The 14494-nt window shown below is 35.2% G+C and carries 13 protein-coding genes; 6 read left to right on the top strand and 7 right to left on the bottom strand.

All coding sequences use genetic code 11. The features are described from left to right. The first annotated feature begins 7 nt into the window (after window positions 1-7). Window positions 8-1270, top strand: coding sequence for a POTRA domain-containing protein (locus tag BST91_RS04945; RefSeq protein ID WP_085774682.1), 1263 nt, complete (start codon window positions 8-10; stop codon window positions 1268-1270). On the opposite strand, the gene BST91_RS04940 is transcribed toward BST91_RS04945, so the two are convergent. The 6 genes from BST91_RS04940 to BST91_RS04910 form a co-directional block, all read right to left on the bottom strand. Beyond that, on the bottom strand, window positions 1267-1698 hold the full coding sequence (locus BST91_RS04940; protein ID WP_085774681.1) for a 3-hydroxyacyl-ACP dehydratase FabZ family protein: 432 nt from the start codon (window positions 1696-1698) through the stop codon (window positions 1267-1269). The two genes, BST91_RS04945 and BST91_RS04940, sit on opposite strands and share 4 nt — an antisense overlap. 2 nt (window positions 1699-1700) lie before the next feature. Beyond that, window positions 1701-2480, bottom strand: coding sequence for an SDR family oxidoreductase (locus tag BST91_RS04935; protein WP_085774680.1), 780 nt, complete (start codon window positions 2478-2480; stop codon window positions 1701-1703). Further along, on the bottom strand, window positions 2474-3526 hold the full coding sequence (locus BST91_RS04930) for a type III polyketide synthase (protein WP_085774679.1): 1053 nt from the start codon (window positions 3524-3526) through the stop codon (window positions 2474-2476). Before BST91_RS04930 ends, BST91_RS04935 begins: the two co-directional genes overlap by 7 nt. After that, on the bottom strand, window positions 3523-4245 hold the full coding sequence (locus BST91_RS04925) for a methyltransferase domain-containing protein (RefSeq protein WP_085774678.1): 723 nt from the start codon (window positions 4243-4245) through the stop codon (window positions 3523-3525). Before BST91_RS04925 ends, BST91_RS04930 begins: the two co-directional genes overlap by 4 nt. Beyond that, window positions 4217-5338: an NAD(P)/FAD-dependent oxidoreductase gene (locus BST91_RS04920; RefSeq protein WP_085774677.1), complete on the bottom strand. Its 1122-nt coding sequence runs from the start codon at window positions 5336-5338 to the stop codon at window positions 4217-4219. Before BST91_RS04920 ends, BST91_RS04925 begins: the two co-directional genes overlap by 29 nt. 322 nt (window positions 5339-5660) lie before the next feature. Then, on the bottom strand, window positions 5661-7667 hold the full coding sequence (locus BST91_RS04910) for an alpha-ketoacid dehydrogenase subunit alpha/beta (protein WP_085774675.1): 2007 nt from the start codon (window positions 7665-7667) through the stop codon (window positions 5661-5663). Window positions 7668-7770: 103 nt separating this feature from the next. On the opposite strand from BST91_RS04910, the gene BST91_RS04905 reads away from it, so the two are divergent. Further along, on the top strand, window positions 7771-8550 hold the full coding sequence (locus BST91_RS04905) for a phosphatase PAP2 family protein (RefSeq protein ID WP_085774674.1): 780 nt from the start codon (window positions 7771-7773) through the stop codon (window positions 8548-8550). Between the two features lie 11 nt (window positions 8551-8561). Further along, window positions 8562-9512, top strand: coding sequence for an isopenicillin N synthase family dioxygenase (locus tag BST91_RS04900; protein ID WP_060522524.1), 951 nt, complete (start codon window positions 8562-8564; stop codon window positions 9510-9512). Between the two features lie 54 nt (window positions 9513-9566). Here the strand turns inward: BST91_RS04900 and lon are convergent, their stop codons facing one another. Then, on the bottom strand, window positions 9567-12020 hold the full coding sequence (gene lon / locus BST91_RS04895; protein ID WP_085774673.1) for an endopeptidase La: 2454 nt from the start codon (window positions 12018-12020) through the stop codon (window positions 9567-9569). Window positions 12021-12275: 255 nt separating this feature from the next. On the opposite strand from lon, the gene BST91_RS04890 reads away from it, so the two are divergent. Genes BST91_RS04890 through BST91_RS04880 form a run of 3 tightly spaced genes read left to right on the top strand, consistent with a single transcriptional unit; the run spans window position 12276 to window position 14485 of the window. Further along, window positions 12276-12833 carry an RNA polymerase sigma factor gene (locus BST91_RS04890; protein WP_244895690.1) on the top strand — a complete coding sequence of 186 codons (558 nt, stop codon included), beginning with the start codon at window positions 12276-12278 and terminating at the stop codon, window positions 12831-12833. After that, window positions 12823-13404 carry a hypothetical protein gene (locus tag BST91_RS04885; RefSeq protein WP_042280105.1) on the top strand — a complete coding sequence of 194 codons (582 nt, stop codon included), beginning with the start codon at window positions 12823-12825 and terminating at the stop codon, window positions 13402-13404. The genes BST91_RS04890 and BST91_RS04885 overlap by 11 nt, the downstream gene beginning before the upstream one ends. After that, complete coding sequence (locus BST91_RS04880) at window positions 13388-14485, top strand: hypothetical protein (protein ID WP_085774672.1); 1098 nt, start codon at window positions 13388-13390, stop codon at window positions 14483-14485. The genes BST91_RS04885 and BST91_RS04880 overlap by 17 nt, the downstream gene beginning before the upstream one ends. The last annotated feature ends 9 nt before the right edge of the window (window positions 14486-14494 follow it).

Here is a 14494-nt window from a genome sequence, read left to right as displayed (position 1 = left end):
TTGCTTTATGAAAAAAGCTGTAGCACTCATAATATACCTCGTAATAACTAGTTCCTTTGCGCAGAATGATATGATCATTGAGCGAATCGAATTTGAAGGCTTGAAAAAAACTAAGGAAAGCTTTCTAAGATATTTAATTAAAACTAAGGAAGGTAATGTTGTTAATTTTAAAACACTTAATTCTGATTTAGAGCGGCTTAATCGTTTAGCTGGAATAGCAAAAGCTACCTATCAATTAACTAATGATGAAAATAGAACTACAATAGCATTTTCAATAGTTGAAAACTTCACTATTATTCCTGGAGTTCGAGTATCCCAAGCTAGTGATGATAGTTTTTCTTATAGATTATCCTTATTTGAATTTAATTTACTAGGCCGCAATCAAATCGTAGGTGGTTTCTATGCCAAAAACGTTTTTAACAGTTATGGATTGTACTGGGAAGCACCCTACGCTATTTCAAACAAATGGGGAATTGGTGTAAACTATATAAGCAATATTACAAGAGAACCCGTTTATCAAAATAATGAAGAACAAATATATAAATTCAATAATCCTAACGCTAGCCTATATGTGCTCTATGAACATAATTTTCACAACAATTTTCAATTAGGAGTAAAGTATAGCGACGAGCGTTATGAAAGAATTGAAGACCTAACTATCCTTAATTTACCAGAACACATTCAAGAGAAGAGATATAGTATATTAAGTGAATATGAGAATAATCACATCAATATAGATTATCAATATATTGAGGGATCAAGGAATCAAATTAATCTAGAATATAAAACAGGAATGATTGATGAGTTGAGTAATACTCTTCTAGTAAGATGGGATTCTGAAAGATTTTATCGCATTGCAAAAAAAGGGAATTTGGCTAATAGAATCAGGCTAGCCTATTCAAGTTTTAATGGTAGTGAATTTGCTCCTTTCACCATAGATAATCAACTTAACCTACGAGGTTCGGGAAATACAGTTGATCGTCATACCGGTGCCATTACTGTAAATACTGAATACCGTCACACCTTGTTTGAAAAAGGTTGGTTTGTTTTACAAAGCAATACGTTTGTAGATGCTAGTGCAGTGAGAAAACCACTTGCAACTATAGAAAATGCTTTTAGCGCTGATGGATTAAACGTTTATTCAGGAATAGGATTTAGATTTATACATAAACGTATTTTCAATGCGGTGATACGAATTGACTACGGTGTAAGAATTGCAGGAGATTATAATAGCTCGGGAATCACCTTCGGTATAGGACAATATTTTTAAAAGTGATCAGTAATCATACCACTCAATGTTCCACGAGCAATAATTTCGTTGTTCTCATTCCTCATATTTACTTGAACCTTTAGTTTATTAAATCGATAATAAACTAATGTAGAAGAGACTATTACAACTTCATCGGGTAGTACTATTTTTTCGAATATCACATGATTTTCCGTCATCACTATACTAGCATGCTCCAAAGATGGATTAAGGTAAATTCCAAAACATACTAACCCTATTTGAGCCATACATTCTGTCAAGATTACGCCAGGAGTTACTGGATTATTCTTAAAATGATGTTTGTAGAATGATTCGCTTTCGCGAAAGCGGTACCATCCTACTACTCCATTTTCATGAATTTCATTGATCCCATCTACAAAACAGAAATCCTTACCGTAGGGTAACCTTTTAATTATATCGCCTTCCTTCATAATTATCGTAAATGCTCGCCACCATCGACTTTTATAACATCTCCATTAATCCAAAAACTTGCAGGATCACACATAAGCTCTACTACTCTCGCAATATCTTGTGGTTGAGTTAATCTATTAAATGGATTGCGTTTTTTGGTTTTCTCAATAATTTGATCAACGCCGGGAATGCGAGACAAGCTTTGAGTTAAGGTTACTCCAGCTTGAATACAAATACTTGTAATTTGATAAGGCGCAAGTTCAACGGCCAGACTGCGAGTGATAGATTCCAATGTAGTCTTGGCGGCACTTACCGCAGCATATCCCGAAAGCACACGACTACTTCCTTCGCTTGTAAAACTTATAATACGTGCTGGTTTGTCAAATAAGTCCTTTTTCAACAATTGTATTGACCAGGTATATAACGATAAACCCATAGAACTAACTGTTTGCTCAAAATCTTGACTAATTAATGAGTCTTGTTCTTTACTAATGGGCTTTAAATTCCCTTTTGCAATACTATGCAAGAGAATATGTAATTTAATGTTTTTAGTTACCAAGGCCTGTGAAATCTCGTCCACCACTATGGATCGCGTTGCATCTTTATTAAATGTAATAAGCTCTATTCCATAGGATTTTAATTGTTCAAAATCCCTGTTCACTTTCTCCATCATCATTCTGCTAGCTCTATAGACGATTATCAAATTCATACCTTGTTGAGCTAATTCTAAAGCACTAGCATAGCCTAAACCTGAACTACCTCCTAATATAAGAGCCCATTTATTAGAATATTTTTTTACCATTCTAGTAATACTCTTTGTGCAGTAAAACCAGGACCAAAGCTAAGCATTAGACCCAATTCTCCTGCAGTTATTTCCTTATTCATGAATCGCTCTAACACAAATAACACAGTAGCACTACTCATGTTACCGTATTGTCGTAAGACTTCCTTGGTATCATCAATATTTTTGCCCAATGGTTCAAATAAATCTTGAACCGTTTGTACTATCTTTTTACCACCCGGATGAAACACCAAATGAGACAAATCATCAATTGTTTTATCATAGCCATTTAAAAAAGGGTGAATAATCGATTCAAAATGTGAAGCAATTGTTTCAGGAACTGTTTTATCCAGCACCATTTGAAGTCCTGTGTTAACTAATTCAAATCCCATCATGTGAGTAGCATCAGGAAAATGATACATGCCGTTACCTATTACTTTTGGACCTTTATCATTTTTATGGGAAGACATGAGAACACAAGCACATCCATCCCCAAATATGGCTGCACTCACAATATTTGCCATACTATAATCTTGCAGTTGAAAAGTAGCTGTAGGCGCTTCAACAGCGAGTATACAAGCACGCTTATTAGGATTTGCCTTTAAAAATTCAGTAGCATAGATCATTGCCGAAACACCAGCAACGCACCCCATTTCTGTGACAGGTAATCGCACAATATTCTGTCTCATATCGAGCTCATTGATTAAATAAGCATCAATAGAAGGGATCATAATTCCAGTACAGCTTACTGTAATTATATAATCTAGATCCTGTGCCTGCCAATTTGCCTTTTCTAATGCATTTATGATCGTTTTCTTAGCAAGAGGAACTACCTCCCTTTTGTATATATCATTACGTTCTTGAAAACTACTTGCTGTAAAAACCTCGGTAGGTTCCATAATGGAATAGCGCTTGTCTACTCCAGCACCTTCAAAAATTTTGATAGCCTTACGTTTAAATCTAGAATCTTGCTCAGACAACCAGGTGTCAACAAAGGGTAAAATATCTTTAGTTTCTTTATAGTACTTCGGTGCAGAGGTACTTACAGCATTTATTGTTACGTTCATTCAAGAGAGATTAGCCATACATATCTAAAGGACCATTTCCAATTTAATCTATAAGAGGTACATTTTGCTTCCTGTGCGTATTTCCTGAAATCAGATTTTTTAAAACCTGAAGCTATACTGATTAAACCGTCATGTCTGGAGATATAGTTCTTGATAAAAATAGGGCTTAAATATTTAAAAAAAACAAAAGCTAGATAATGTCTATGTAAATCGTTAATTATAATATGTTGAGCTCCCAATTCCTCTGCTTTTTTTAAAAACTCTATGATTTGGGTATCTGTGAAATGATGAAAAGTTAAGGTACTTATGAGTATATCACACTTAATGTCTTGAGCGGTTAAATCAAGGATATCGCTTTCGCGAAAGCGTACTCTATCATAACCTTTATTTAAATTGCGCGCATTATCAATGCTTTGTGCACTTAAATCTATACCTAAAAATTCAATCTCGCTATTATCAAGGTTATCGTGTAAATAGCGCAACATACTCCCATTACTACAACCTAAATCAACAATATTGAGATTTTTATTTGTTGATTTATTAATGATGTTTTTAATAGCTTTAAGTGTAAACCTATAACCACCTAGTAAATTATTTACTTTATTAATATCCTCTACCGCTGCCTTTAATGTATCAGGATCGATATCGGGCGCATCCATAAGTTCTGGCAGATCATTACGTAAATCGCGGTTATAACGAATATGTGACAGATTGGCCATGGGTATGTTTTATGATGGTTGGTAGAACCTTTGGAACATGTTTGATAATCTTAAAAGCAAATTTATTAATACTAGGTTGCAGTAGTAATGATTGTAATTTTTTACCAGCGTATAATCTTGAGCCAAACGTTCCTTCCCATTCTCTTGTGTAGCCTTGCAACATCTCCTCTTGAGAAAGTTGTTTTTCTAATCTACGCTTTAAAAATTTAGAAGCTATAAAGGCACTATGAATAGCCATTGCCATTCCATTGCCACATAGCGGATGTATTAGACCAGCTGCATCACCTACAGCAAGACAATCATTAACAACAGCAGACTTTTTTTGAAAACTGATTTGAGAAATTGAAAGCGGATTTTCCCATAATGGAGATGCCTTCTCAAAAAATGATTCTAAGTAACTGTTTTTTGACAGCACCTTTCGTTCAAAATCTTGAACATTTTTATATTTAGAGAACTCCTTATTATTTGCCAAATAACACAGATTAACCGTATCATTCTCTACCATCGAAATGCCAGCATATCCTCCATCAAAATGATGTAATCCTACTTCATTTTTATCCATTTCATAATTATAATGTCGTTTGATTGCCAGCCATGGAGTCTTGAACTTGATAAATTCTCGATCTAAACTTTTATCTAATAACGACCTTTTTCCTGTTGCTATAAGAACTTGGTTTGCAGTAAATTCATCTTGTTTGGTAATAACCTTGAATCCTGTCGAGTCTTTTATGACATTAACTACTTTATCCTTTTTGTGACAACCTTTGACAATTACCTTATCATACAGTGCCTTGTCTAGGCAAAATCTAGATACACCAACGGCTCCCAATGGCAAACTAGTCATTTGAGAAAAGTTAGAATTTAGCGTAAGGTGAAGTTTAGAAATGGAAACATCGGTAAGAGCCTGAATATTTATTCCTAGCTGATCAAATAATGGAAGTACTTCATTGCTTAAATATTCACCACATAATTTATGTCTAGGATAAGTATCTGGATCGATTAATAGCACATCATAATCTTTACCTAATAATATCGCAGCGGTAAGACCAGCCAATCCACCACCGGCAATGATTATGTCATAAGAAGATTTCACCTAGTAAAAGTAGGTGCTATAGATACATTAAAAGAAAAATAAACTTAATTATTTAGGACAACTACTTTAATTTCTTACGTTTTTGAATAAATTTTAAAACGAAGTATAGAACAAGCAGTGAAGCAAAAATGCCAAACATTAATTGGCTAATCATGCCAAGGCTACCATCAGTAGGACCAAAAAATGCCAGTAGACCAAAAAGTATAGTCAGGATTAGTAAGGATGGCCGAAACATGTCAGCCTCTTCCATAAATTTCATTTTCATTTCCCCATAATTTGTTAGCTAGTTACTTACAATATTAGGGATAATATTATTCTCAAGCTAATATTCCAGGAGATTTTTTATAACTTCATCTAACTTGTAATTAGCTAGATACTGATTTTCTAACCCTTTTTCAAATGGTATTGGAGTATTTAAACTTCCTACAACTTTCACAGGAGCATCCAGATACTCAAAACAAACATCGGCGATGTGTGCTGCTATGTCTTTCATAACACTTCCTACAGCACTATCTTCTCCTAAAACAATTACTTTTCCCGTGCGTTTCACCGAATTTTCAACAGCATTATAATCGATAGGTGCGAGACTCCGTAAATCTATGATGTCTATATCAAGATCTAATTCTTTTTTAGCGTCAAGAGCCCAGTGTACACCCAATCCATAGGTAATAATACTTATGTCCTGCCCTTGTGATAAATGTGCAGCTTTTCCAATAGGAAGGTTATAGTAACCATCTGGAACGTCCTGATAAACTGATCTATAAAGCGCCTTATGTTCAAAAAACATCACTGGATTAGGATCTTCTATAGCGCTTATTAGTAATCCTTTGGCATCTATTGGGAAGGCTGGATACACGATTTTTAAACCTGGAGTAGTGAAAAACCAACTTTCGTTAGTTTGCGAGTGAAAAGGTCCTGCTCCTACTCCAGCTCCACAAGGCATGCGTACCACAACATCGGCATTTTGCTGCCATCTGTAATGAGATTTTGCTAGATAATTAACTATCGGATTAAAACCACTACTCACAAAATCGGCAAATTGCATTTCTACAACTGCCTTCATGCCAGCAATGCTCAATCCCATTCCTGCCTCTACTATGGCACTTTCACAAATAGGCGTGTTACGCACTCTACCAGAACCAAATTCTTCTAGAAAACCTTCTGTAATTTTGAAAACTCCACCGTAATCTGCGATATCTTGTCCCATGATTACTAGGTCTTCATATCTTTTCATGCCTTCATACAGACCATCTTTAATGGCATCAACTAATCTGATATTTTGTGTTGATTTTCCTGGCTCTATCTCTTTGTACACATGTGGTTTATAGACGTCATCAATTTCTTGTAACGTGGATGGTGTTGGGTACGCTTTCGCGAAAGCGGTATCTAAACCTTCATTTATATCAGTTTTAAATTGTTGCTTTATTTCCTCAACACGATCAGTTGTAATTAGACCTTGATTTAATAAGAATTCTTCAAAACGAGTAACAGGATCTTGTTGTTCCCAATAAGCCATTAAGTCCTCTGGAACATATTTTGTACCACTAGCCTCTTCATGTCCACGACGTCTAAATGTTTTGAATTCTAATAAAATCGGTCTAGGATTTTCTCTAATATCATCAAGAATACGACTTACGGTAGTGTATACTTCTATAATGTTATTTCCATCGATAATGTGGGATTCTATACCGTAACCTAGACCACGATCTGCTATATGCTCACAAGCGTATTGTTCTTGAGTAGGTGTGCTTAAACCATACCCGTTATTTTCTACACAAAATAAAACAGGTAATTGCCAAACGCTTGCAACATTGAGTGCCTCATGAAAATCGCCTTCACTTGTTCCTCCTTCACCAGTAAATACAGCTGTGGCTTTTGAAGTATTTTTAAGTTTTTGTGCTAGTGCAATACCATCGGCAACTCCTAATTGAGGTCCTAAATGAGATATCATTCCTACTATGTGGTATTCTTGTGTGCCAAAGTGAAAGCTGCGATCTCTTCCTTTTGTAAAACCTTCTACCTTACCTTGCCATTGAGCAAATAATTTCCAAAGCGGTATATTCCTATTTGTAAATACACCTAAATTACGATGCATAGGTAAAATATACTCATCCTGCTGCATAGCAAGTGTAATACCACATGAAATCGCTTCTTGCCCAATTCCTGAAAACCACTTTGAAATTTTACCTTGTCTAAGCAAAATAAGCATCTTCTCCTCAATCATTCGAGGTAACAACATGCTTTTATATAATTCAATTTGCTTGTAATCAGGTAATTCGTTTTTAAATAAATCGGTTAAAGTCTTTGGGCTGCTTAAAACTCCGTTCATGAGAGAAAGGTTACAATATTTCTTAAATCAAATGTAACGAAATCGATTTCAAAAAGCTTTTGTTTATAGAATAAAATAGGTGTGTTATTTTTGACCTCGATTTATGAAGAAACACCTTCTTTTATTTGTAGTGGTTGCACTGTTTATTTTTCCAAAAATTTACGGTCAACAATCTGATTACAGTTTAAATTTAAATGAGCCTTTAGAATTTAAACATGAGTCCTTATTGTTACCTACCTTTTTAATTGCCTCTGGTGCTTTCGGTATAAGAAAGGGTCCTATTAGAGATTTAAGTGTTGAAATAAGAGAGTCTCTTAAACCGGATGGTTCAAAAGTAACAGTGGACGATTACCTGCCTGTTGTAGGAATAGCTAGTGCTTATGGATTGGAATTTGCAGGATACAAAGGTCGATACGATTGGAAAAACAAAACAGGTGTTCTTTTAGTGTCTGGATTATTCATGTATTCTAGTGTAAGGATAACTAAAAATAATATAAGCGCTCGCCGACCTAGTGGTAGATCAGTAAGTACATTTCCTTCTGGCCATACGGCGCTCACTTTTATGGGTGCAGAGTTTTTACATCAAGAATACGGTCACCGCAGCATATGGTTTAGTATAGGTGGTTATTCAATAGCCACTCTCACTGGTTTTTTGAGAATTTATAATGACAAACACTGGTTCAATGATGTTCTTGCTGGTGCTGGAATAGGAATTCTTTCAACAAAATTAGGATATTGGTTATATCCTATGATAAAGAATATTATATTTAAGGATAAAAATAAAGTTGAATACTCTAGCCAGTCAAAGAAAAGCTATACTATTCAATTTGCTCCGATTGTAACAAATAATGAGGTACAATTGGGAGCATATATACAATTTTAATAATTTAAGACATGACAAATATTCCTAGTGTAGATCTAGCTGATTTTTTAAGCGATGATCCCGTAAGAAAAAAGAAGTTTATCACAGAAATAGGAAATGCTTATGAAGAAATAGGTTTTGTTTCCTTAAAAAATCATTTTTTAGATGATGAACTTACAGAGAAGTTATATAATGAGGTGGAGAAGTTTTTTAAACTTCCTACGGATGTAAAAAAAGGATATGAACGTGAGGACTTAGGTGGTCAACGCGGTTATGTTTCTTTTGGAAAAGAACATGCTAAAGGAAAGAAAGAAGGAGATTTAAAAGAGTTCTGGCACTTTGGACAAGAACCTGCTGCCGATGCCAATTTAACGGAAGAATATCCTGACAACGTTCAGGTCAAAGAATTACCTCATTTTAATGAAGTTGGAATGCAGGCGTACAGAATGCTAGAAAAAACCGGTATCTATGTATTACGTGCACTTGCCTTGTATATTGGTAAACAAGAAAACTACTTTGACCACTGGGCTAGTAATGGGAATTCAATTTTAAGACCTATACATTATCCACCAATTACTGAAGAGCCAGATAACGCAGTGCGTGCTGGCGCACACGGCGACATTAATTTAATAACCTTACTTATGGGTGCTAGTGCACCAGGTTTGCAAGTAAAACATAAAGACGGTCGTTGGATAGATGCGATCGCAGGTGAGGATGAACTCGTTATAAATGTAGGTGATATGTTGGAAAGACATACTAACAACAAATTACGATCTACTATACATAGAGTAGTAAATCCTCCAAGAGAGTTATGGCATACTAGCCGCTATAGCATACCATTCTTCATGCATCCTAGAAGTGAAATGCCTTTAGATTGTCTTGAAGAATGTATCGATGATAATAATCCAAAACAGTATGATGATATTACTGCTGGTGAATTTCTACATCAAAGATTAGTTGAAATCGGATTGATCAAAAAATAATTACAAAAAAATAGCCGCTTTTAAAGCGGCTATTTTTTTTGAATATAAACTTGGTTACAATTTCTTAGCGTTTTTTACTTTCTGTTTAGTAATAGCTAACTCAAGTACTTGACTCATATCAGATACATAATGGAACGTCAATCCCTTTAAGTACTCTTCCTTTATTTCTTCAATATCCCTGCGATTTTGCTCGCAAAGTAAGATCTCTTTAATCTTAGCACGTTTAGCTGCTAGAATTTTCTCTTTAATTCCACCGACAGGTAGCACTTTTCCTCTCAAAGTAATTTCACCTGTCATCGCAATGCTTTTCTTCACTTTGCGCTGCGTAAATAAAGACACTAAAGAGGTTAACATCGTAATACCAGCACTAGGACCATCTTTTGGTGTTGCACCTTCTGGTACGTGAATGTGAACATTATACTTCTCAAATACCTCTGGATTAATTCCTAATTGATCGGCATTTGATTTAATATATTCCATGGCAATAGTGGCGCTTTCTTTCATAACCTTTCCTAGGTTACCTGTGATCGATAGTTGTCCTTTACCCTTACTTAATATGGATTCAATAAATAAAATATCGCCACCTACTCTTGTCCATGCTAGTCCAGTTACTACACCAGCAACGTCATTATTTTCATACTTATCTCGTAGAAGTTTTGGAGAACCCAAAACCTCTATAATAGTATCGTTTGAAATCTTAATGTCGTAGTCGTCTTCCATGGCAATACTTTTTGCAGCATAGCGTACCATTTTTGCAATTTGCTTATCAAGAGTACGTACACCACTTTCACGAGTATAACCTTCAACGATTTTTTCAATCTGTGGTTTACCTAATTTTAAATGCTCTTTATTAAGTCCGTGCTCTTTAAGTTGTTTAGGAAGTAAATGTTGTTTTCCTATTTCTACTTTTTCTTCAATGGTATAACCAGTAACATTGATTATTTCCATCCTATCACGTAAAGCTGGTTGAATAGTATTTAAACTATTACAAGTAGCTATAAACATCACCTTACTCAGGTCATAACCCATTTCCAGGAAGTTATCGTAGAACTCACTGTTTTGTTCTGGATCTAATACCTCGAGCATAGCACTTGATGGATCACCATTATGACTGCTACTTAACTTATCAATTTCATCAAGAACAAAAACTGGGTTTGAGGTTTTGGCCTTTTTGATACTTTGAATAATTCTACCAGGCATGGCACCAATATAGGTTTTTCTATGACCTCTAATTTCCGCTTCATCACGCAAACCACCCAGAGACATTCTTACGTATTCACGGCCTAAAGCTTCTGCTATAGATTTACCTAGTGAAGTTTTACCAACACCTGGAGGACCGTATAAACACAAAATCGGAGATTTCATGTCGTTACGCAATTTAAGTACTGCTAGATATTCTATAATACGTTTTTTAACGTCATCTAGACCATAATGATCGCGATCTAATATTTTCATCGCCCTCTTTAGGTCAAAATTATCCTTACTAAATTCATTCCATGGTAACTCAAGGAAAAGGTCTAGATAGTTGCGTTGAATAGAGTATTCTGCAACTTGAGGATTCATACGTTGCATTTTGGCCAACTCCTTATCAAAGTGCTCTTTTACCTTATCATCCCATTTTTTCTTCTTAGCACGCTGGCGCATATCATCAATTTCTTGATGTGAGCTCACTCCACCACCTAATTCTTCCTGAATGGTCTTCATTTGTTGATGAAGAAAATATTCTCGCTGTTGTTTATTTATATCACTTTGAACCTTAGATTGAATATCGTTTTTAAGCTCCAGTTTTTGAAGCTCAATATTCATATATCTTAAAGTTTCAAGAGCTCGTTCCTTAAGATCATCCATCTCTAGCAACTGCTGCTTCTCTCCTACCTTAAGATTCATATTAGAAGACACAAAATTCACTAAAAAAGAATCAGACTCGATATTTTTAATAGCAAAAGTCGCCTCTGATGGAATATTAGGACTTCCCTTAATTATCTCTAGTGAGGATTCTTTAATCTTGTCAATAATTGCTTCAAATTCCTTATCTCCCTTTTCTGGTCTAGTATCACCGGTAGGTCTGGTACTAGCTTCCATGTAAGGCTCAGTTTTAACGAGAGTATCTATCTCAAAGCGTTTTTTACCTTGAATAATGACCGTTGTATTACCATCAGGCATTTTGAACACCTTAAGAATACGGGCTACAACACCTGTTTTGTGTAAATCTTCAAAAGTAGGATCTTCAATTTCCTCGTCTTTTTGAGCTACAACACCTATAGGATTGTTGTTACGGTTTGCATCTTGTAATAACTGAATAGATTTGTCACGACCAGCGGTAATTGGAATTACAACCCCAGGAAATAATACCATATTACGCAACGGTAAAATTGGTAGTACTTCCGGAATAGATTCTCTATCCATCTCCTCTTCATCCTCCTGACTCAATAATGGGATAAATTCCGCATCTTGATCAAATTCTTGCAGTGACAAGTTGTCTATATTGAATTTTTTAGGTTTAAACATAATAACATTTAGGTAGACAACCTGTCATAGGGCTGCCTGTACGTTTAATTTAAATATTTTTTTCTCCGCTTTCGCGAAAGCGTAATCCCAAACCACAACTAACTGTAAAACAACTATATTGACCTTAACTATCAAGTATAACCTTACATCGAAAGAAGGGAAAAGGGTCCTTTTTCTGATATAATTTTCAAATTTCTTGCCACTTACTGTAACACACTTAAAAAAGTAGCATCTTTATAACGTAACACTGACCAAGTGACTTTAACAGAAACAGAAATATCCATTTATGACTTGTGCGAGCAAGGCGATCGTAGAGCACAAATGAAGTTGTACGACAAGTATGCCAACGGTATGTATCATGTTGCACTGCGCATTGTACAACAAACTGATCTAGCGCAAGATATTATGCAAGAAAGTATGATATCTGCTTTTAGAAAAATGAATCAATGGAATAGAGAAAGTACCTATGGTAGCTGGTTAAAAAGGATTGTAATTAATAACAGTTTGTCTCACCTGCGCAAAGCAGGAAAAATGCCAACTGTAGATTATGAAGAAGTATCATATGAAATGGAACAACAACCAGATGATACAGGGATCGATATGGAACAAACCGGAATGACCGCTAGGAAAGTACTAGAAATAATGAGTGAACTAAAAGAAAATTATAGACAAGTACTTACTCTAAGCTTGATTGAAGGAATGGATAATGAAGAGATATGTGAGATTCTAGGCCTTTCAAATGGACAATGTAGAACTATGATATCTCGTGCAAAACAAAGTTTAAGAAACAAAATTGAGGAATATGAAGGATGATATGAAGAGCTGGTTTCAACAGCAAGATTTTGACACCACACCATTGCCTAATGGTCATAGAGAAGCTTTTCTTGAAAAATTAGAAGAGTTATGTGATGAGGAAACAAAGGTAATTCCATTACCTATAGATAAGGATGGTGATAAGGATAACACCTTTTCTTTATCAAAAATTCTAAAATGGAGTGCTGCTGCTACTCTTGCAGTTTTACTTGGAATAGCTGGTTTGAAAATGACGTCTACCGATACAACTGTAACAGAAGTGTCGCCAGAGATTGCGCAAACTCAAACGTTTTTCTCTAGTACGATTAAAAATGAACTAGAACAACTTAATACGTTACGTACTGCAGAAAATGCGGTAATCATTGAAGAGGCGCTAGCTGCTATTGAAAAGCTAGAACTACAGTATGAAGATATCAAGCAGGATTATAGAATAAATAAGGATAGTAAAGTTGTCATCGCAGCGATGATAGAAAACTTTCAAAATAGAATACAAGTACTTGAAATAGCTCGTGAGCAAATTAAACAACTCGAAGAACTCAAACTAGAAAAAGAAAATGAAAACATTATTTAATATAGTATTCTTACTTATAGTACCAGTAGTAGCTTTAGCTGGTCCTGATAAAGGTAAGTACACCAAGACAAAAACCCTTAATAAGTCATTCCCGGTTAACAAAACTTGTATGCTCCAGGTGGAGAACAGTTTTGGAAATGTTTCAATGACAACATGGGATAAAGCGCAAATAGACATCAAAGTTGTAGTTGAAGTAAGTGGCGACGACGAAGATGATGTTGTAGAGAAATTAAGAGAGATCAATGTAGATTTTGATACAAGTAGCTCTAGAGTAATCGCAAGGACCGATGCCGATTTTAGTAATCGAAATCAAAGTTCGAGCATTTGGAATGCCTTGTTTAGTAGTAATAGCAACAGAGTGACAAATATGAAAATTGATTATATCATAAAATTACCCAAAACCGCAGATATTGACATCGCAAATGACTACGGCAACGTTGAAATTGATGACTTGTTTGGACATGCAAAAATACAATGTGATTTTGGGAGAATTGATATAGGAAACCTTCATCATGAGGACAACTTACTCAAATTTGATTATTCCAAAAACTGTCACTTTGATTATATCAAGTCAGCTACTATTAGAGCAGATTTCAGCGGATTTGAACTTGAAAAGGCGGACAAAATTGAATTTAGTGGTGATTACACTACTGGAAAGTTTGGTGAGGTGGATCAATTGAATTTTCGTAATGACTTTACAACAGTTCAAATAGAATCTGTAAGAACGGTTACAGGTCGCGGTGATTATTCTACCGTAAAAATTGATAATGTGTCAGAATATGTCAATTTGAATACAGAATTTGGGAGTGCAAGAATTAGAGAATTAGGGAGAAATTTTAAAGAAGCAATCCTAAGAGCAGAATATACCAAAGTGGATGTAGGTGTAAATAAAGATGCATCATTCACCTTTGATATCGATACCGAGTTTGCTGGGATCAATCTCTCCAATGATATCATAACAACCAGATCTAATAAAAATATGACCGATAAATCAAAAGCAGGACATTACGGTAGCTCTAGCGCTAGCAGTACCATCAATATCAACAGTAGTTTTGGTGGAGTATCACTTAAAATCAATTAATTAAACCCA

The sequence above is a fragment of the Nonlabens tegetincola genome (assembly GCF_002117085.1).
GTDB classification, from domain to species: Bacteria; Bacteroidota; Bacteroidia; order Flavobacteriales; family Flavobacteriaceae; genus Nonlabens; species Nonlabens tegetincola.
The sequence above is the reverse complement of the archived record's forward strand: the minus strand, read 5'-3'. Positions and strand labels throughout refer to the sequence as shown.